Below are 18,701 nucleotides of genomic sequence, written 5' to 3'. Positions count from 1 at the left end.
CAATAACCGGCGTTACGATGCTGTTTATCTCGCAGCATGATACTTAAATTTAGAATAAAGCTTGCGTCATACGCCTCTCATGAACATATAAGAGGGTCAGAAACGGGTCGAACAATGGCCTAGTAAACATTGGAAACAAAATATGAATTTTCGCTTTTCGATCCGCAGCGCTCTAAGTGCCATAACTCTTTGTATGGCGTCGTTCGTGAATGCTCAACAATCTGAGCAGAATGCGGCAGACTCATTGTCACTTGGTTTGAATATTGAAGTTCCAAATATCGGCCAACCCTATATTGCTGAGCGCATAGGCGATTGGAGCATGCGCTGCATACGCAGCGAGAACGGACAAGATCCCTGCGAATTGTTTCAATTATTAGTCAATAATGAAGGTAATCCCTTAAGCGAGATTATGGTCTTTCCGCTTCCACAAGGCCAAGCCGCAATTGCCGGCGCTACGATTATCGTGCCGCTTAAAACGCTTTTAACAGCACGCATGACGATTGGCTTTGATGCCGAAATAACCAAAAGCTACCCCTATTCATTCTGTACAGAAATCGGATGCATCGCACGCATCGGTTTAACCGAAGACGATATCGCATTGATGAAAGCGGGCGACCAATCTGTTATTACGATCCGCCATATGGATGCGCCGAACAAAGCCTTAAATTTAAACTTATCGCTCAGCGGGTTTACAGCCGGATTCAATAAAATTTTAAATCAATAAAATTATTGGGCCGCTAGAAATTTAATTACCGATTGCGCCGCCCGTTCACCAGGTGGGTGACCGTTTTGTCCAAGTGCCTGCATTGTGCTTTGCATAGCTTGGATCTGGCCCGTTGGATCGTCAAGCACCTTTAAAACGCTTGGCGTGATCAACTCTTCCCGACAATTTTCGGCGATGAATTCGGGGATAGATTTGCTATCTGTAATCAAATTGACCAAACTCACCGTTTCAACTTTTAACATGCGTCCAATGATTTGCCGCGACAAAAACCCCATATCATAGGCAACCACCATAGGCGTTTGCGTGGCGGCAAGCTCTAAAGCTACGGTCCCTGAGGCCGCAAGGGCGACATCTGCCGCTTGAAACGCCGCGCGTTTTTGGCTGTAGGCGTGCACATCTGAGCGTGGTTCAATTAGAAACGGCTTAACCGGCCAGGTTGCAATCTGATCTTTTACCAACGTTACAACCGACGCCGCCATGGGCAATACAAACTTCAAATCAGGGCGTGCTGCGTGCAGTTTTTCGACCACCTTTGCGAACACAGGCGCCAGACGTTTTATCTCTGAACCGCGTGATCCGGGCAAACAAAGGATCATTGGCGCGTCATCAATACCCGTTTCTGCGCGAAACCGTTGGGCTTCACCGCGCGTGGCACACGGATCGTTTACCACGGGATGCCCCACAAAGTCACAACTCATACCCGCGGCCTGCATATAGGGCGGCTCAAATGGAAAAAGCGCCAAAACATGATCCACGAAAGGCGCCATTTTCTGCGCGCGCCCTGGCCGCCAGGCCCAAACCGTTGGCGCAACATAATGAACACTCGGAACCTGCTTCCTGCGTCGAACAGCTTTGGCAAGACGCAGCGAAAACTCAGGCAGGTCAATTGTAATCAACACATCCGCCTCGCCTGCGATCACCGCATCCGCCGCTTCTGCAATGCGCCTTTTCAAAAACCTGTATTTTGACAAGATCTCTGAAATTCCCATCAAAGAGATATCAGACATTGGAAATAAAGTTTTTAGGCCCGCCTGTTCCATCAACGGTCCGCCGACCCCGTAGAACTCGGGCCTATTCGGCATGTGTTTGAGAAGACCAGCCATCAACGCAGCCCCAAGTTTATCGCCAGAGGCCTCGCCCGCGAGCAAAAAGACCTTCATTGCGTGTTCTCACGGGCATGAAGAAAAATAGTCAACTCAGAACAGCGTTGTGCCAATTTCTCACGTTCAAGCAGAAGAACTTTTCCCGGCGTAATGACAATACCAGCAAGCCCTGCAGCAGCAACATGTGACAGGGTATCCACCCCGATCGCGGGCATATCCGCGCGTAAATCTTGGCCGTCTTTTGGCCGCTTAACAAAAACCCCACGTTCCCTATTACGCAACGCAGCCGCTGTGTTTGCGACCGTGTTCAACATAAAGTCCGTCCCTTGCAGCGTCTCTATTGCCAATAACTGCCCTGCTTCCACCACGACCCCTTGGCCCACATCTACAGCAGCGAGTGATTTCAATACATGATCTGCTTTTTGGACCTCATCCGTATAATCCCTGTTCATTTTCCCCAATATCAGGCCCGGCTCTGCGGTAATTTCTGGTATAAGTTGATCCACGCCAACAACATCAAAACCTTGGTTTTCAAACAAGCCAATCACAAAGCGTAATAAGAAATCATCCCCTTGCCGCATGGCTTTTGACAGATCAGGAATTATGGTGCGCGTGAACACATCAAACAGCTCAGGATCAAACGCGGGTCGTTGCATTGCACCGGCCAAAACAACCCTAGTAACGCCAGCGGCGCGCAGGCTGTCAAACAGCGCCCCCAAACGTTCCAAGGAAAAGAGATCAATCGCATGTGCGGGCCGATCATAGCTAAGGTGTTGAAAACCACAAAACATGGCCTGCGGGTGCGCCTGAGCCACCAGCGTTGGCAACACGCCCGAACCTGCTAGGATCGCCAAGCGCCCCGACATATCACTCACCCGGGGTGAGAAAAGAACGATCCGAAGAGGCCGTTACGAAATCAACAATATGCTGGACGTAATCGCTATCGGTTTCATCGCCCAACCGTTTCGCACGGTCTTGAAAGGTTCCATCGCCCTGCGCCAACATTTGAAACGCGGCTCGTAACGCGGTTATATCCCCGCGCGAGACGCCGCGGCGCTTAAGGCCAACAAGGTTCAGCCCGTCTAACTGCCCCCGCGGCGCTTGCACCAGGCCATAGGGAATAACATCATTGGTCACCATGGTTAGGGCGCCAATAATTGCCCCTCGACCAATACGCACAAATTGATGAATACCCGCCAAGCCCCCCACCAAAACATCATCTTCTATTATGCAATGCCCACCGATCGCTGCATTGTTTACAACGATAACCCGATCCGCAAGCAGTGCATCATGCGCAACATGACAGCCCGCCAAAAATAATCCATCACTGCCAACCTGAGTGATCCCACCGCCGCCTTCGGTGCCCGTATTCATCGTTACATGCTCGCGGATACAATTGCGGGCCCCGATAAGCAGCCGCGTTTGCTCGCCCTTGAATTTTTTATCCTGCGGAATTTCTCCCAACACTGCGAAAGGAAAAACAGTAGTGTCATCGCCTATATCTGTGCGCCCTGTCACAACCACATGGCTTTTCAAAACCACGCGATCACCTAAAGAAACATCCTTTCCAACATGACAGAACGGCCCGATATGGCAGCCTAAGCCCAGCTCAACCCCATCCTCAACAACGGCGCTGGGGTGAATAAATGTATCGCTCACGACGGCACCGCATTAGAAAGGTCCATCATGGCTGTGAACTCTGCCTCCGCGGCCATTTCGCCATTCACGCTAGCGCGGCCTGAAAACTTCCAAACTTTTGCACCTGCTTTTCCGCGCAACGTTGTGATTTGCATCTCCAGATGATCCCCAGGCCCAACCTTACGACGGAATTTACAATTATCGATCGACATAAAATAAATCAGCATATTCTTATCTGCCAATCCCAGCGTGCTGCCCACCATAACCGCCGCCGTTTGTGCCATCGCCTCAACCATCAGAACCCCGGGCATAATCGGCGTACCTGGAAAATGGCCTTGAAACTGCGGTTCATTCATCGTGACGTTTTTATGCCCAAGCGCGGAGGCGGTTCCAACGATATCAGTGACGCGATCCACCAGTAAAAACGGATAGCGATGCGGCAAAATACGTTGGATTAATTGGATATCCGCCTCAGTTCCAGAATCTGCCATGTTTCGCCCCTATCTTGTTCTTTTTATCAAAATCTAGCTAGCAACCCTTCAAGCCCAACACAAGTACCCTGCGATTTTCTTTCCCAACACACGAGCTCTTAACAAAAAGGAAACACCAACAACCTAAAAGGATTTATGGACTTAGCGTAACGTGGCTTATCGGCCATCTCCAAGCTCTTGATCTATCCGGCGGATAGCTTCTTTGGTGATATCTGCAGAGGCAATAACCAACACCACTTGCTTCTTTTCCAACAAGATAGTCGCGTTGCGCTCTTGCATGATTTGTACAAAAATCGGCCCAAATTGTTGTAGCACATCGGATTGCGCCGCATCGCCAGCAAGTTTCAGCTCAACCCGTTTGTCTTCCTGCTCTTGGCGCAATCTAGTCGATTTTTGATCAAAGGCCAGCGCCATTTCTTTAAAAGCAGAAGGCTCAGTGCTCCCGCGCAGGTCACTTAGATTCTTTTCTTCGGCGACCAATTCTTCTGCGATGCGTTCAAATTCATCGCTCAGAACTTGGTTTGCTTGCTGAAATTCTGCGATAATACGGCGGCCATATAGCGTGGTTCGAAACACTTCGTCGAAATCAACCACCACCACCTGTTGGCCAGCAGGCGCGCCAGCCTGACCCAATACGGGGCCTGCGAGCAGCAGCAAAAGAAAAAACTTCTTGAAAAAGCCTATTCTAAACCTGTTCATCAGAACCGCGTTGATAATGTGAACTCAAAATTATTCGCTTCATCAAATTCTTCTTTTTGGATCGCGCGCGTCCAATTAAACCGCAAAGGTCCGATCGGCGTGGCCCAAAACACAGTCGCGCCGGCAACTTGGCGCAGTATCGCAGCATTGTAATAGACTGTGTTTGCGCTGTCCGGGCTTGTCTCAACTGGTAAGCCCCAAAGACTGCCAGCATCGTAAAACACCCCGCCCGTAATCCCGTATTCTTCTGGAATTCCTATGGGAAACTCGGCTTCAAACCGCGCAACGGCAAATTGTTCACCGCCTAAAGCATCATTGATGGTCCCAGAACCATCGCTGCTACGTTCGCGCGGACCGACCCCACCTGGATTAAACCCACGCATAACCCGGCTGCCAAGCGCAAAACGATCGCTCACGCGGCTTTGGCCCGTTGAATAACGTAAGTCCCCCGCTTCAAACGTGGCCGATAACGTAACCTCTTCACCGAATGTTTTTTGTTCGCCCTGCAATTTCAAATTTGATTTAACGCTTGTTGTATCCCCTCCAAGCCCCGTGAAATCCTGGCTCAGCTGAAGCAACACTCCCGCTGTAGGGTTGAGACCAACGCGCCGCGTATCGTAACCGAATGTATACCCCACGCCTGAGGTATTGACCCTGCCCTGCTCAAATTCATCTCCGATGATTGAGGTCACGGTATCGCCTGACACTTCATCACTGGTGTACGTATAGCGAAGTCCAAAGCGAGAGAAATCACTTATCGGATAGCTTATGCCAGGTTGGAAATTTACAGATTTTGTATCATAGGTTGAATTTTGTTGATTGGTTTCTTCATAGGCCAAATTCAACGAGAATTGCAGCTCATTGCCCAAAAAGGCGGGCTCGATAAAACCAAAAGAATACGTTGTGTTGTCAGAGCCACCTTGAATTTTAAAATTAAGCCCTTGACCACGGCCGATAAAGTTACGTTCACGATATTCGATAATACCGCCCAGACCCAAAGCTGTAGAATACCCCGCCCCGAGAGACAGACTGCCTGTTGGTTTCTCACCCACCGCAAGGTCAATGATCACCGTTTCAGGCTTATTCCCTGCGCGTGTTGACACGTTCACGGGATCAAAAAATCCCAAACGGCGAATGCGATCTACAGCTGCCCTGAGCGCGCGCGGATTAAAAGGATCTCCTTCCACAGCGCGAAATTGTCGACGGATGACGTTATCCAAAGTAGACGTATTTCCAGACACATTGATGCGTTCGATAAAGATCCGCTTGCCACGGTCCAAAACAAAGGTCACATCCAGTGTGCGCGTTGTATCATTACGCTTCAAGCGCGGCGTCACGCGTAAAAAATCTACGCCCTCCATCACCGCCAAACGCTCCAAACGCGCAATATCATCCTCGACAGCCAATGGCGAATATATCACAGACGGTTTAAGCGTTAACGCCTCTGAAAAAACCGTTTCATCAACATCCGAACGCTCGGAGACAAGAGCCACCGCGCCAACGTTAAACTGTTGGCCTTCTTGTATGTTGAAGGTGATGAAATATCCGTCGCGCTCTTCAGAGAACTCTGCATTCACCCCATTGATCACAAAGTCGACAAACCCTCGCGATTGATAAAAATCGGTCAATACCTGCTTATCAAATTCAATCCGATCTTCGATAAACGTATCTCTTTGCACCAACAATCGAAGCAATCCAGCCTGTTTGGTATTCAAAACATTGCGCAGCTTGCGATCGCTATAGGATTTATTGCCAACAAAGCCGATGCGTTCTATCTCAACAACGCCACCTTCAAAAATCTCAAAGACCAGGTTCACACGATTGTCTGGCAAGCGAATGATTTTGGGCGTTACCCGCGACGCCAAGCGCCCCATATCCGCATAAGCTTGAGCGATGCGCTCTTTGTCTTCTTCAACCTTCATCGGGTTGAACACCCGCCGTGATTTTGCGCTGACAATTTGCGCAAGCACATCGTCTTTCAGCTTATCATTGCCCTCAAAAGCCACCTTGCTGATCGTCGGATATTCCTGCACCTTAATGACCAATCGGCGCCCCTGCGGAATGAATTCGATATCTTCAAACAAACCAGAGTCCGCCACCTCTTGATAAGCCGCGCTTATTTCAGAGGCCGAAACAGTTTTCCCAATCGGAAGATTGGCATAGCTGATAATCGTTGACGTTTCTATCCTGCGATTACCATCCACTTCGATTGAAAAAAAGTTAAACTCTTGAGCCCAGACAGTCGATCCGATGCTAATGATTGCCGCAATAAAAATTCCAAAAAATCGCTTCATCTTCATTCCTTACTGTGACCTCAAAGTTAAACCCGCGGGTTGTCTTAGTGGTACCAAACATTCACACCAACTTCATCTTGAATTTGTGTAACGTGTATTTTTAAAAAACACCACATTTCTGCTCCCTTTTTTCGCGGATATTTTAGGGGCAAAGCAGATCATTTCCGAGGGCAAACACCATAAAGCCCAGCACCAAAGCCAAACCAATCGTCATCAATACATTTAAGGCATAGGCACTTGGAGGGCGGCCGATAACCGCCTCAAAAGCAAAAAACACCAGATGCCCACCATCCAAAACTGGAACAGGAAACAAGTTGATCAATCCCACCGCAGCAGAGAGTACAGCGATAAACCAAATGAAACTATCGCCTCCCTGCCGCGCCATCTGACCCGAGGTTTCAGCGATCCCGATCGGTCCTGAAAGGTTACAGCTGCTTATTGCCCCTGTCACAACATGATAAAAACCAGAAAGCGAGCCTTTCATTACGCGCCAAGTTGCGTCTGCCCCTGATGTTACGGCGGATGCGAAAGGAAGCGTGCTGGTTTGTGGTTCAAAAAAGAACCCTCCTCCCATCACGCCGATGCGCCATTGCGCGCTAAAGCCTTCGTCGGTTTGTTCATCTACCCGCCGTGGGGTTAGAGATAGTTGGCGCGTCGCGCCTGCGCGCCACACTTCAACGGCCAAAGTTTCTCCAGCAGATCCTTCCACCGCTTGCTTTAAACTATCAAACGTTAAAATTGAGGCGCCATCAATGCGAGTGATGACATCGCCCGATCGCAAGTCGGCCTGCGCTGCCGCCGAGCGTGGCACCACCGCAGACACGCGCGCAATATTTATGTTTGGGCCTGGCAAAGCCAGCTCTTGTTCATTTCGCCGAATGATAAATTCATAGGTTTCCGCATCTGATAGGTTTGACCAAAAACTAGACAGAGCCGTTTCATCTGCAAAATCGGGAACGGTTTGTCCATCGATTGCCAACACGATATCCCCGACTTGCATTTGATGCGCATACGGGATCTCATACAGTGACCCGATGCTCAGCGGTGATCGAACTTGCCCCTGCCAAAGCGCAATTGCAGAAAACAAAATAAGCGATAATGCAAAATTGAACACAGGGCCCGCTGCGACCGTTGCGGTACGCGCCCAGAGCGGCGCTCCATGCATCGTTTGGCGACGTTGCTTTTCATCCAAACGGCTCAAACGATCGCTGTCTGCCCCGCTGGCAGCGTCTTTATCGCCTTTAAATTTGACATAACCGCCAAACGGAATCAGCGCAAATTGCCAACGCGTACCGCGTCTGTCGACCCGAGACACAATAACCGGACCAAACCCAAGCGAAAAGACATCGGCCTCGATCCCACTCCAGCGGCCGACAATGTAATGACCATATTCATGCACTGCCACAATGACTGACAACGCGACAAAAAACGCCGACAAAGTGACAATTAAACCACCAAAGGCGGGAACCAATGAAAATACGTCCAAACTTCTATCCTGTCAGATTTACATTAAATGTTGAATTTTTGTGTTAGCTTCCATGCGCCCGATTTGATCCATCTGAAGAATATTTTCCAGCGACGGCTCTGAAAGCGGTGTATTGGATCCGCCAAACACCGCATCCAACACGCTTCGAACCACATCAGCCATCACCAGAAATCCAATTTTTCGATCAATGAACGCATCCAATGCAACCTCTTTAGCCGCGTTATACACCGCCCCCGACAACCCCCCAATATCCAGCACCTCATAGGCCAGTGCCAAAGCAGGGTATTTCTTAAAATCAGGCGCTGAAAATTCCAAGCTGCCAATTTCCGCAAGGTTCAAGCGCTCAATCGGCAGGGCTTTGCGATGCGGGTGATAGAGTGCATAGCCTATCGCGTGCCGCATATCAGCCGGCCCGACATGCGCCATCAACCCGCCATCATGAAAGCCAACCAAAGCATGCACCAATGACTGCGGATGGATCAGCACTTCAATTTGGCCCGAGTTCAAATCAAAAAGTTCTTTTGCTTCAATTATTTCCAGGGACTTATTGAACATGGAGGCGCTGTCAATCGTAATCCTTTGCCCCATATTCCAATTCGGATGGGTTGCGGCTTGCTCTGGTGTCGCCCGCGCCAAATCGTCATAGCTCCAATCTCGAAATGCTCCGCCAGATGCGGTCAATATCACCCGCTCAACAGTATCGCGGCCTTCCCCCATCAAAGCCTGAAACACCGCAGAATGCTCGCTGTCTACAGGCAACAAAGCCACGTTATTCTGAGCCGATGTTTTGTGCATTAAGGCACCAGCTGCCACCATACTTTCTTTATTGGCCAAAGCCAGATCCGCCCCCGCCTGCATAGCCCGCAACCCCGGTTCAAGGCCTGCCGCGCCAACAATTGCCGACATCACCCAATCTGCGCTCTGATCGGCGGCCTCTAATAAGGCATTATGTCCAGCCGCTGCTTGTACTTTTGTTCCGGCCAGAGCCTCTTTCAGAGCAAGATATTCCTCATCAAAGGCTGTTACCGCAACCTGAGCTCCGGTGGAAATTGCATCTTGCGCAAGTTGCGCAATATTCCGCCCGCCAGATAACGCAAGAACGTCAAAATTTTCACGGTCACGTTTCACGAGATCAAGCGTGCTTTGCCCAATTGAACCCGTTGCGCCAAATACGCTAATTCGTTTCATCCGAAACTCATGAACATATTGGCCGCGGCAAATACGATTGTAGCGCCTACCAAACCGTCAAAACGGTCCAAAAAGCCGCCATGCCCGGGCAAGAGGCTTGAGCTGTCTTTTTGATCTGCCCCGCGCTTTAAGGCGCTTTCTCCAATATCCCCGATTTGCGATGCAAAGGCCAAAGCCACCGAGAAAAAAATTGCAAACCCTGCAGATAGCGGCAAAAATCCGTAAGACACCCAAAACCATCCACAAATGCCAGAAGCAAGCCAGCCCGCCAAAATACCAGACCATGTTTTTTTGGGGCTAACGCTCGGCCAAAATTTGGGGCCCTTAATGACACGCCCAGCAAAATAACCCAAAACATCCGTCAAAACCACGATCGAGATCAACCATAATATCATCTCCAAGCCCGATGATGCGCGCAGCGCAACCAGATAAAAGACGGTCATGAATATGCAAACAGACGCCAACGCGCCCTGCCATTTTAGGCGAAAATACAAACCAGCCTGACAGGCTGCCCCTAAGCCCAAATAAATTATTCCTTTTACGCTATCGGGATTGCGCAAAACCAATATCAGCGTCAGCACCGCGATGGTTCCGCTGACGGCTCCTACCTGCTTTGACATAGGCGTCAACATATGCGCCAATTCCCAATGCATAACGAATAAGATCACAGTCAGAAGCAGAGTGAACACAAAGTCTCCGCTCCACAGCGCAAAGCCACAAACAAGGAGTAAAATAACCGCAGAAGCCAGCCGCAGAGGCAAATCAGCCCAAGCAGTGCTGGAAGTCATGTTGAAACGCCCCCATATCGCCGAGAGCGGCCCACGTAGTTATCCAACGTTTGCTTAAACGTTTCTTTGTTGAAATCTGGCCAAAGAGTATCAATAAACTCATATTCGGCATAGGCCGATTGCCACAGCAAAAAGTTAGAAATACGCGCCTCGCCCGACGTTCTGATGACCAAATCGGGATCAGGCAAAACATAGGTATCCAAATATTTTGGCAGCGTTTCCTCATCAATGGTTTTTGGGTCAAGGCTGCCATTTTGCACATCATATGCTAATCGCTTAGTGGCACGAGCCACCTCATCACGGCCGCCGTAATTGAGCGCAATGGTCAAATGAACAAGATCATTTTCACTTGTCAACAGCTCTAATTCATCCATTAGATCGACGAGTTTGTTGTCGAGGCGGCGCCTGTCACCTATAAAACGAACCCGCACCATCTCTTTTTTCAAATTCTGTGCTTCGCGTTGGATATAGCGCCGAAACAAACTCATCAAACCTGACACTTCGGATTGCGTACGTTTCCAATTTTCTGTTGAAAATGCAAAAATCGTTAAATACTTAACGCCCACACTAGGACAGCTTTCTACGATTTCGCGAACCCGGCGTGCGCCGGCGTAGTGCCCAAGTAAACGCGGTCTTTTACGCAGCTCGGCCCAGCGGCCATTCCCATCCATGATGATCGCGACATGGGCAGGGCCTTGGTTTTGCAAGAAATCCTTAGACATCTTTGCTCAATCACACCTGCATTATTTCGGTTTGCTTTTTTTCAAGAGACGTATCGACGGCTTTAATCATCGTGTCTGTTAGGCTTTGAACCTCATCTTCCCAAAACTTTTGATCATCCTCAGACAGACCATCGGATTTGGCTTTTTTCACCTGATCCATACCATCTCTGCGGATATTGCGCACCGCAACCCGTGCATGCTCGGCGTATTGCGCCGCGACACGGGTCAATTCTTTACGCCGCTCTTCATTCAATTCCGGGATTGGCAACATGATAATCGTGCCATTTAACTGCGGATTTATACCAAGACCACTTTCACGGATGGATTTTTCAACGGCATTCACCATCGATTTATCCCATACGTTGATCGTTACCATGCGCGGTTCGGGCACATTCACGGTGCCAACCTGATTGATCGGCGTTCTTTGCCCGTAGGCTTCAACTGTAATTGGCTCAAGCATCGAAGCCGAGGCTCGGCCCGTACGCAGCGACGCAAATTCTGTGCGCAGAGCCCCCAGAGCCCCATCCATACGACGCTGTAAATCATCTGTATCTAAAATAAAATCGTCTGCCATGCCCTAAACTCGTTATTTATGTTACACCGCAAGCTGGCGGTTCCGCATCTTAAAAGTCTTGTAACCCTAATCAGACACTTTTGTATAGAGACCTTCTCCGGCGAGTATTCCCTTGAAACCACCGGGTTCATCTAAGGAAAACACAATAATCGGCAGATTATTATCCCGAGCAAGCGCGATTGCACTTGCATCCATCACCGCCAAATGCTTCGCCAAAACATCATCATATGTGATATCTGTGTAGCGTTTTGCATCGGAAAATTTAACAGGGTCTTTATCATACACACCGTCCACTTTTGTGCCTTTTAAAATAACCTCACAGGCCATTTCGGTTGCGCGCAAAGTCGCAGCTGTATCCGTGGTGAAATAGGGGTTGCCCGTTCCGGCGGCAAAGATACAAACGCGCGATTTCTCAAGGTGGCGAACCGCGCGGCGGCGGATATAGGGCTCACACACTTGGTCCATTGGTATTGCACTCACCACGCGCGTAAACACCCCCAGCCCCTCGAGCGCGCTTTGCATCGCCAAGGCGTTCATCACGGTGGCAAGCATGCCCATATAATCGGCGGTCGTCCGCTCCATACCCTGCGCGCTGCCCTGAAGGCCGCGAAAGATATTTCCACCACCAATCACCATGCAAATTTCAACCCCCATATCATGCACTGATTTGACTTCTTGCGCGATGCGTTCAACGGTGGGCGGATGCAAACCAAACCCGGTTTCTCCCATCAATGCTTCACCTGAAATTTTTAACATGACACGTGAATAGGTTGTTTGGGACGGTGTGGCCTCGGTCATGTAACGGCTCCTTTGACAAGCGCAGATGAACATCAAATTGTATTAAGTGTATTTTTTTCTTCAATCACACATTCACTCGAGGAACAATAGCCGGTAAACCTGTGCCCAGACGTAAAAGTGAAGCGATCCGGATGAATAAGTTTACTCTGTCAGATATTGCCCAGCAAGCGGACACGTGCCCGATCTTGATTGCCGGCCCCACGGCCAGCGGCAAATCTGCCCTCGCGATGGAAATAGCCGAGCGGTTTGGCGGCGCGATCCTCAACGCCGATGCATTTCAAATCTACAGCAACTGGCGAGTATTAACCGCTCGGCCTTCCAACGTTGATGAAGATAAAGCGCCACATTTTTTATACGGCCATATTGCACCCGACGCAGCCTATTCCGTGGGTCATTGGCTGGCAGAAATCACACCCTTGCTAAACGCGCCGCGGCGCCCAATCATAACCGGCGGCACAGGGCTTTATTTTCAAGCTTTGACAAAAGGTTTGGCAAATATTCCGGCCATTCCCCCAGAAATTCGCGAAGCTGCGGAAGAAGAAATAAGTAAGAATGGCTTTGGCTCGCTTCTCAGCGGGATTGATACCGCAACCAAAAACCAAATTGACTGCAAAAACCCAATGCGCGTTCAAAGGGCTTGGGAAGTGCAGAAAGCCACCGGACAATCGATTGCCGTCTGGCAAGCCTCTACCCCCAAGCCGCTCTTGCCAGAAAGGCGATGTATCACGCTTCTATGCGATGTTGATAGAGATTGGTTAAACCAGCGCATTCAAAACCGTTTTCACAAAATGATCGAGGAAGGCGCCTTGGAGGAAGCAGTGGCAAATCTTCCCAGCTGGAGCGCTGATTTGCCTGCCTCGCGCGCCATTGGAGCACGCCAATTAATCGCGCATCTGCGCGGAGAAATGTCGTTAAGCAAAGCGATCGAAGAGGCCACAATCGCGACCCGTCAATATGCCAAACGACAACGCACGTGGTTTCGCAGCAAAATGGATCACTGGAGCAGATGCGACCCAAGACAGCTTTGAGCCGTATCGCCTTCGGCAAAGCGTCGCTTTCATCGCAGAAACCCGTTTATGGGCTTCTAAAACAGCCATTCACGACACGCGACGCGCAATTAATCTTTCCTTCACTGGTTTTGAATGTTCTAACCTGAATAAGATTGGTTTTAGATTCGACAGGAGAAACATCATGGCGGGCTCGGTAAATAAGGTTATTTTAATCGGAAATTTAGGCCGCGACCCCGAGGTGCGAAATTTCCCAAATGGAGGCAAAGTTTGCAACCTTCGCATCGCCACATCTGAAAATTGGAAAGATCGAAACACCGGCGAGCGCCGCGAGAAAACGGAATGGCACAGCGTTGCGATCTTTTCAGAACCACTGGTGCGCGTGGCTGAGCAATATCTACGCAAAGGCTCTAAAATTTACATTGAAGGTCAATTGGAAACCCGAAAATGGCAGGATCAATCCGGCGCCGATCGTTATTCCACCGAGGTTGTGCTGCGCCCTTACCGCTCAGAGCTTACCATGCTTGACGGTCGCAGCGATAATGCTGGCGCCTCCGCTGGTTATGGCAGCATCGGCAATGACGATATGGGAAGTTATGACAGTGGCACGCCCGCGAGCGGCGGCTATGCTTCGCCGCAAGGGCAACCCAGCCCGTCACGCGACCTGGATGATGAAATTCCCTTTTAAGATAGATATATGCGCAGCCTTAAATTAGGCTGCACGATCAGCCAGCGCATCTTTCAAAAGCCCAAGCAGCGCCGATTGTGGTACGTCAGACGTAAGGAAAGCCTGACCAATGCCTTTGGCAAGTATCAAGCGTAATGTGCCATCGAGCACCTTCTTATCTTGCAACATAAGATCCAAAAGCGCCTCTGCTGTGGGCAAATCGCCAGGAATATCTTTAAGATCACATTTCATCCCCATCTGGCGGAGATGCGCCCGAACGCGGCTGGGATCTTCCTGAGAGCAAAGCTGCAATCGGCTTGACAGTTCAAATGCCAGCGCCGTGCCAATGGCAACTCCCTCACCATGCAGCAGACGCTGTGAATAGCCGGTTGCATTTTCCAAAGCATGACAGAACGTGTGCCCAAGATTGAGCAAAGCGCGATCACCCTGCTCGGTTTCATCTCGCATCACGATATCGGCTTTCATTTGACACGATGTTCTAACGGCTTCCTCGCGCGCAACCTTATCGCCTGCAGCAATCAAAGGGCCGTTCACCTCGAGCCATTCGAAAAAATCAGCATTTCCAAGCAGCCCGTATTTTACAACCTCGCCATATCCGGCGATAAGATCACGCTGCGGCAGGCTGTCGAGAATGCCGATATCTGCCAGAACCAAGCTGGGCTGATGAAATGCCCCGATTAGATTTTTGCCATGGCGGCTATTCACGCCGGTTTTACCACCCACCGAGCTGTCAACTTGGGCCAATAAGGACGTTGGAATTTGAACGAAGCGGACACCTCTTCGTAAAATTGCGGCCGCGAAACCAACAAGATCGCCGATAACGCCCCCGCCCAACGCGATAACCACGTCTTGACGCTCAATTTTTTGCGCAAGCAGCCAATCTACAGTGTCGCCCAGTTTAGCCCATGATTTGGTCGCCTCGCCTGCGGGCAGGTTCAGGCTCACGCAGTCGATGCCGGCGCCTGTTAACGTTCCTACCAAAGCATCAAGATGCAATGCACCGACCTGATCATCCGTGACAATTGCCACTTTCATGCGATGCAATAAAGGGCGCAGCAGCGTTGCACAATCGTCTATAATGGCGGTGCCAATGACAATATCATAAGAGCGCGCGCCCAGATCCACATGCACTTTACGCATCGTTTTTTTCCTCAATAAGCTCTGGTTTCGTACGCAACGCCGCGATCACTTTCAACGCCATTTCATCAATTGAATTAAAAGCGTTTGATCGAAGCTCGATATCGGCCAAAGCATAAAAACTCTGGCGCTTGTCATAATAGGACTTCAACGTGGCAAAAGGATCAGATGTTTTCAAAAGCGGACGGTTGCCTTTGTGACGGACGCGATTCCACAAAACATCCAAATCCACGTTTAACCAAACCGAAACGGCCTGCGCAGAGATCGCTGCTCGGTTTTGCTCAGAAATAAACGCCCCCCCGGTTGAAAGAACGCATAATTGGCTGCCAAGCAAGCGAGTGATGACTTGCGTTTCTTTCTTGCGGAAAAAAGCCTCTCCATGGCGGTCAAAAATTTCTGGAATGGTAAGGTTGGCAGCCTTTTCAAGCTCTGAGTCTGAATCGAGAAAGGGCACATTCAGCACCTGTGAAACGGCTTTACCAACCGCTGTTTTACCCGCCCCCATCATGCCAACAAAGACCAGAGGTTTTTTTAATATCAGCGCCATGCTGTTCCTTATTGGCAAACAAATCAAAAACGTCAATTGTGACTAGGAAATGGCGTGATATTGGAAGAAAGGCTAGGTATAAATTAAGTTAATTGCGTTTTCACCAAGGTCTCGTGCATGTTCCGTCTTATAAAATGGCTTTTCCTACTAGCAATATTAAGCTTTATGTCTTTGATTTTATTTGCTTATTTGGGTCCTTTTTTTGGCGTGTCCTTCGCGCCTACGCGAAGTTTAACAACGGTGCCGGTGATTCTGAATGAAGGGTAGGTTTTGGCTTTTCTGTTTGATGCTGCCCTTGGGCGTACATGCAGAAACGCCGTTATCGGCAATTGATTGGCTGGCAGAGCACAGCATAAAAGGCAGCCCTAAACTATCTTCAACGCCGAATCTACGCGAAAACCCCGCCCTCAGCGCAACCGTTTCAACCGATATTGAAGTAACGGTTTTAAGAGACATCCAACGCGACGCTGTGGGCTTACTGCCCCCGGAAGTCACAGGTTTGCCCGTGACGCTATGGCGCAACAGCACAACGCAGGATTTGCTCAGCCTTTTAGAAGCCAGCCAAGTTAGTCAAAACCCTTCGATTCAAAGTCTTACTATGCGGGTCATGCTGGCAGAGGGCGATGCGCCTTATGACAGCAACGGAAAATTTAACTTCCTTCGGGCGAAGCTTGAAAAATTGATACAATATGGTGCCATCGACCCTGCACTTGCAATGTTAGAACGCGCCGCCCCCCTGCCCGCACCTTTGGTGCCCATTCTATTCGATCTTTCTATGTATAGTGAAGCTCTGGAACCCGCCTGCGAACAGGTTCTCCAATTAGGGGCCGCATTTGAAAACGACAGCGCCCGCATTTATTGCCTTGCGCGCCGGGGGGAATGGCAAAGCGCGAATATTATGTTGACCACCGCAGAGGCGTTGCAAAGCCTAACACCACGCGAAACCGCCATGTTGCATTTTTTTCTGGAAACGGGCTCAGAAAAAATAAGCGATCTTTATTTTTCAGCCGATAGCGTCCCAACACCGCTTGAATATCGTCTATATGAAGCTTTTGGTGAGCCTGTGCCCGCCAATAACTTACCCCTGGCCTTTTCGGTCGCCGAACTCTCTGGCGATAAGGGCTGGAAAGCACAATTAGAGGCTGCAGAACGCTTAAGCAAAAGCGGCGTTTTCAGCGATAATCAATTATTGGGTTTATTAACAAAAAAACCAGCTCCTGCCTCAGGTGGAATATGGGACCGAGTCACCATGATCCAAGACTTGGAACAGGCTCTAGAGGCCAACGCGCCTGCGCGGATATCAGTTGCGCTACGCACTGTCTGGAGCGCTTTGGGCACTTCGGCGCTTGCAACGCCGATCGCGCGGCTTTTTTACAAACGCCTCGTCGCGGCCAACCTATTAAAACAAGATCTTGTTTTGGTGCATGAAATGGGGTTGTTGACCGATCATTACCAAGATGCGGCAAAAGCTCTTATCACCCGATCGCGCAAACATCGCTTAGAGGTCGCGGTTGCGTTAAACCGATTTACCTTTTTTTCCCCTCGGAATGAATTTGAACAGGCTATTTTAAAAGCCTATAAAACGCCGCGTATTCCATATTCAGTGAGCAATTTATTGGCGCAAGGCAAGCTGGGCGAAGTTATTCTGAACGCAACTTTACAATTCGAAAAGGGCAGCGACGGTGACCTCCAAGATTTAATCGAAGCGCTGTCCACCTTACGTCACATTGGGCTTGACGACACCGCACGACGCGCAACGCTCTCATTAATTAAGTTGGGCTATTAATGACAACAGATCAGGGGCTTATTCATAGTTTTTTAGAAATAAAAATTGCCGAAACGGGCGCCTCAAAAAATACAATCGCGGCTTATGAACGTGACTTAAGAGATTTCGCGACTTGGCTTCAGGAAAACCGGAACAAACTGCTTAAGGTCACCCAAAAGCACATTGAATCTTATCTAGTTGACCAAGAACAAAAGGGTTTTGCCCCCGCAACCCGAGCACGCCGTTTATCGGTAATAAAACAGTTTTTTCTTCTGTCCTTTACCGAAGAATGGCGAAACGACAATCCCGCTGCTCAAATCACCGGCCTAGGGCGAAGCCAAAAGCTTCCCAAAACGCTGAGCATAAGCGATGTTGATAGATTACTTGCAACCGCCGAAAGCGCTGGCAAAGATCTGCGGGAACAGAGCCGCAGCGCGTGTTTGATGCACCTGCTTTATGCAACTGGAATGCGGGTGAGCGAGCTACTCTTTTTGCAATTGGCAGAGGTTCGAGGGACGCCTCAGATGCTGCTGGTACGCGGCAAAGGCGGTAAAGAGCGGCTGGTGCCCCTAACCTCAGCAGCCCAACGCCATTTGGCGGCTTGGATTGCGCTGCGCGACATGGAAGACAAACAGGCGCGCAAAGATGGCAAGCCGCTGTCGCGCTTCTTATTTCCCTCGCGCGACGCCAATACGCCGATGTCACGGATTTGGTTTTATCAAAAAATTAAATCTTGGGCGCTTGTCGCGGGTTTAGATGTTTCCCAAGTCACACCCCATACGATCCGGCATGCATTTGCCAGCCATTTACTGGCGAATGGGGCAGATTTGCGGGTTATACAAACGCTTTTGGGGCATGCAGATATTGCCACTACTGAGATTTATACCCATGTTCTGGAAGATCAGCTTCAACAATTGGTATTAGACCACCACCCGCTTTCCAGCACATCAAAAAAAGCCAAATAGACCGGCTACCCAGCAAACCGACTTGAACGCACAGAGCATAAGCTGCATAGATTATAAAAGTTTAACCTAGCGAATAAAGGCACATCG

The 18,701-nt window shown here is 49.7% G+C and carries 19 protein-coding genes; 5 read left to right on the top strand and 14 right to left on the bottom strand.

Going from position 1 to position 18,701, the window contains the following annotated elements; translation table 11 throughout:
* Positions 1-142: 142 nt before the first annotated feature.
* Complete coding sequence (locus UM181_14265; GenBank protein ID WQC62467.1) at positions 143-724, top strand: invasion associated locus B family protein; 582 nt, start codon at positions 143-145, stop codon at positions 722-724.
* 2 nt (positions 725-726) lie between these two features.
* On the opposite strand, the gene lpxB is transcribed toward UM181_14265, so the two are convergent.
* From lpxB to pyrH, 12 genes are all read right to left on the bottom strand, one after another.
* On the bottom strand, positions 727-1,884 hold the full coding sequence (gene lpxB / locus UM181_14260; protein WQC62466.1) for a lipid-A-disaccharide synthase: 1,158 nt from the start codon (positions 1,882-1,884) through the stop codon (positions 727-729).
* Entirely contained in the window at positions 1,881-2,693 is an 813-nt protein-coding gene (gene lpxI, locus UM181_14255; GenBank protein ID WQC62465.1) for a UDP-2,3-diacylglucosamine diphosphatase LpxI, read from the bottom strand. Before lpxI ends, lpxB begins: the two co-directional genes overlap by 4 nt.
* 1 nt (position 2,694) lies before the next feature.
* Positions 2,695-3,486, bottom strand: coding sequence for an acyl-ACP--UDP-N-acetylglucosamine O-acyltransferase (gene lpxA, locus UM181_14250; protein WQC62464.1), 792 nt, complete (start codon positions 3,484-3,486; stop codon positions 2,695-2,697).
* Positions 3,483-3,956 carry a 3-hydroxyacyl-ACP dehydratase FabZ gene (gene fabZ, locus UM181_14245; protein WQC62463.1) on the bottom strand — a complete coding sequence of 158 codons (474 nt, stop codon included), beginning with the start codon at positions 3,954-3,956 and terminating at the stop codon, positions 3,483-3,485. The genes lpxA and fabZ overlap by 4 nt, the downstream gene beginning before the upstream one ends.
* A gap of 156 nt (positions 3,957-4,112) precedes the next feature.
* Positions 4,113-4,655 (bottom strand): OmpH family outer membrane protein, encoded by a 543-nt coding sequence (locus UM181_14240; protein ID WQC62462.1) that lies wholly within the window; start codon positions 4,653-4,655, stop codon positions 4,113-4,115.
* A complete protein-coding gene (gene bamA, locus UM181_14235) occupies positions 4,655-6,949 on the bottom strand; it encodes an outer membrane protein assembly factor BamA (protein ID WQC62461.1) in 2,295 nt (764 codons plus the stop codon). Before bamA ends, UM181_14240 begins: the two co-directional genes overlap by 1 nt.
* Positions 6,950-7,091: 142 nt before the next feature.
* A complete protein-coding gene (gene rseP, locus UM181_14230; GenBank protein WQC62460.1) occupies positions 7,092-8,435 on the bottom strand; it encodes an RIP metalloprotease RseP in 1,344 nt (447 codons plus the stop codon).
* 18 nt (positions 8,436-8,453) lie between these two features.
* The gene (dxr, locus tag UM181_14225; protein WQC62459.1) at positions 8,454-9,623 is read right to left on the bottom strand and encodes a 1-deoxy-D-xylulose-5-phosphate reductoisomerase; all 1,170 of its coding nucleotides are present in this window, start codon (positions 9,621-9,623) and stop codon (positions 8,454-8,456) included.
* The gene (locus tag UM181_14220) at positions 9,620-10,411 is read right to left on the bottom strand and encodes a phosphatidate cytidylyltransferase (protein WQC62458.1); all 792 of its coding nucleotides are present in this window, start codon (positions 10,409-10,411) and stop codon (positions 9,620-9,622) included. The genes dxr and UM181_14220 overlap by 4 nt, the downstream gene beginning before the upstream one ends.
* Positions 10,408-11,133 carry a polyprenyl diphosphate synthase gene (gene uppS / locus UM181_14215; protein ID WQC62457.1) on the bottom strand — a complete coding sequence of 242 codons (726 nt, stop codon included), beginning with the start codon at positions 11,131-11,133 and terminating at the stop codon, positions 10,408-10,410. The genes UM181_14220 and uppS overlap by 4 nt, the downstream gene beginning before the upstream one ends.
* Before the next feature lie 10 nt (positions 11,134-11,143).
* Positions 11,144-11,707: a ribosome recycling factor gene (frr, locus tag UM181_14210; GenBank protein ID WQC62456.1), complete on the bottom strand. Its 564-nt coding sequence runs from the start codon at positions 11,705-11,707 to the stop codon at positions 11,144-11,146.
* Positions 11,708-11,773: 66 nt separating this feature from the next.
* Positions 11,774-12,505, bottom strand: coding sequence for a UMP kinase (gene pyrH / locus UM181_14205; GenBank protein WQC62455.1), 732 nt, complete (start codon positions 12,503-12,505; stop codon positions 11,774-11,776).
* A 131-nt stretch (positions 12,506-12,636) separates the two neighbouring features.
* Between pyrH and miaA the strand changes: the two genes are divergently transcribed.
* On the top strand, positions 12,637-13,533 hold the full coding sequence (gene miaA / locus UM181_14200; GenBank protein ID WQC62454.1) for a tRNA (adenosine(37)-N6)-dimethylallyltransferase MiaA: 897 nt from the start codon (positions 12,637-12,639) through the stop codon (positions 13,531-13,533).
* Between the two features lie 163 nt (positions 13,534-13,696).
* Entirely contained in the window at positions 13,697-14,200 is a 504-nt protein-coding gene (ssb, locus tag UM181_14195; GenBank protein ID WQC62453.1) for a single-stranded DNA-binding protein, read from the top strand.
* A 24-nt stretch (positions 14,201-14,224) separates the two neighbouring features.
* Here ssb and aroB read toward each other — a convergent pair whose 3' ends face one another.
* Positions 14,225-15,340 (bottom strand): 3-dehydroquinate synthase, encoded by a 1,116-nt coding sequence (gene aroB / locus UM181_14190; protein WQC62452.1) that lies wholly within the window; start codon positions 15,338-15,340, stop codon positions 14,225-14,227.
* Positions 15,333-15,884: a shikimate kinase gene (locus UM181_14185; protein ID WQC62451.1), complete on the bottom strand. Its 552-nt coding sequence runs from the start codon at positions 15,882-15,884 to the stop codon at positions 15,333-15,335. The genes aroB and UM181_14185 overlap by 8 nt, the downstream gene beginning before the upstream one ends.
* A gap of 256 nt (positions 15,885-16,140) precedes the next feature.
* Between UM181_14185 and UM181_14180 the strand changes: the two genes are divergently transcribed.
* Together UM181_14180 and UM181_14175 are read left to right on the top strand one after the other, a co-directional pair.
* The gene (locus tag UM181_14180) at positions 16,141-17,670 is read left to right on the top strand and encodes a hypothetical protein (GenBank protein WQC62450.1); all 1,530 of its coding nucleotides are present in this window, start codon (positions 16,141-16,143) and stop codon (positions 17,668-17,670) included.
* Complete coding sequence (locus UM181_14175) at positions 17,670-18,614, top strand: tyrosine recombinase (GenBank protein WQC62449.1); 945 nt, start codon at positions 17,670-17,672, stop codon at positions 18,612-18,614. Before UM181_14180 ends, UM181_14175 begins: the two co-directional genes overlap by 1 nt.
* The last annotated feature ends 87 nt before the right edge of the window (positions 18,615-18,701 follow it).

It is taken from the genome of Alphaproteobacteria bacterium US3C007 (assembly GCA_034423775.1).
GTDB classification, from domain to species: Bacteria; Pseudomonadota; Alphaproteobacteria; order Rhodobacterales; family Rhodobacteraceae; genus Thalassovivens; species Thalassovivens spotae.
The sequence above is the reverse complement of the archived record's forward strand: the minus strand, read 5'-3'. Positions and strand labels throughout refer to the sequence as shown.

Excerpts from the sequence above, each read along its gene's own strand:
- ssb (WQC62453.1), top strand. The coding sequence starts at position 13,697 with ATGGCGGGCTCGGTAAATAAGGTTATTTTAATCGGAAATTTAGGCCGC.
- UM181_14220 (WQC62458.1), bottom strand. The coding sequence starts at position 10,411 with ATGACTTCCAGCACTGCTTGGGCTGATTTGCCTCTGCGGCTGGCTTCT.
- dxr (WQC62459.1), bottom strand. The coding sequence starts at position 9,623 with ATGAAACGAATTAGCGTATTTGGCGCAACGGGTTCAATTGGGCAAAGC.
- pyrH (WQC62455.1), bottom strand. The coding sequence starts at position 12,505 with ATGACCGAGGCCACACCGTCCCAAACAACCTATTCACGTGTCATGTTA.
- aroB (WQC62452.1), bottom strand. The coding sequence starts at position 15,340 with ATGCGTAAAGTGCATGTGGATCTGGGCGCGCGCTCTTATGATATTGTC.
- UM181_14185 (WQC62451.1), bottom strand. The coding sequence starts at position 15,884 with ATGGCGCTGATATTAAAAAAACCTCTGGTCTTTGTTGGCATGATGGGG.
- lpxI (WQC62465.1), bottom strand. The coding sequence starts at position 2,693 with ATGTCGGGGCGCTTGGCGATCCTAGCAGGTTCGGGCGTGTTGCCAACG.
- UM181_14240 (WQC62462.1), bottom strand. The coding sequence starts at position 4,655 with ATGAACAGGTTTAGAATAGGCTTTTTCAAGAAGTTTTTTCTTTTGCTG.
- bamA (WQC62461.1), bottom strand. The coding sequence starts at position 6,949 with ATGAAGCGATTTTTTGGAATTTTTATTGCGGCAATCATTAGCATCGGA.
- lpxB (WQC62466.1), bottom strand. The coding sequence starts at position 1,884 with ATGAAGGTCTTTTTGCTCGCGGGCGAGGCCTCTGGCGATAAACTTGGG.
- UM181_14180 (WQC62450.1), top strand. The coding sequence starts at position 16,141 with ATGAAGGGTAGGTTTTGGCTTTTCTGTTTGATGCTGCCCTTGGGCGTA.
- miaA (WQC62454.1), top strand. The coding sequence starts at position 12,637 with ATGAATAAGTTTACTCTGTCAGATATTGCCCAGCAAGCGGACACGTGC.
- uppS (WQC62457.1), bottom strand. The coding sequence starts at position 11,133 with ATGTCTAAGGATTTCTTGCAAAACCAAGGCCCTGCCCATGTCGCGATC.
- UM181_14265 (WQC62467.1), top strand. The coding sequence starts at position 143 with ATGAATTTTCGCTTTTCGATCCGCAGCGCTCTAAGTGCCATAACTCTT.
- UM181_14175 (WQC62449.1), top strand. The coding sequence starts at position 17,670 with ATGACAACAGATCAGGGGCTTATTCATAGTTTTTTAGAAATAAAAATT.
- fabZ (WQC62463.1), bottom strand. The coding sequence starts at position 3,956 with ATGGCAGATTCTGGAACTGAGGCGGATATCCAATTAATCCAACGTATT.
- frr (WQC62456.1), bottom strand. The coding sequence starts at position 11,707 with ATGGCAGACGATTTTATTTTAGATACAGATGATTTACAGCGTCGTATG.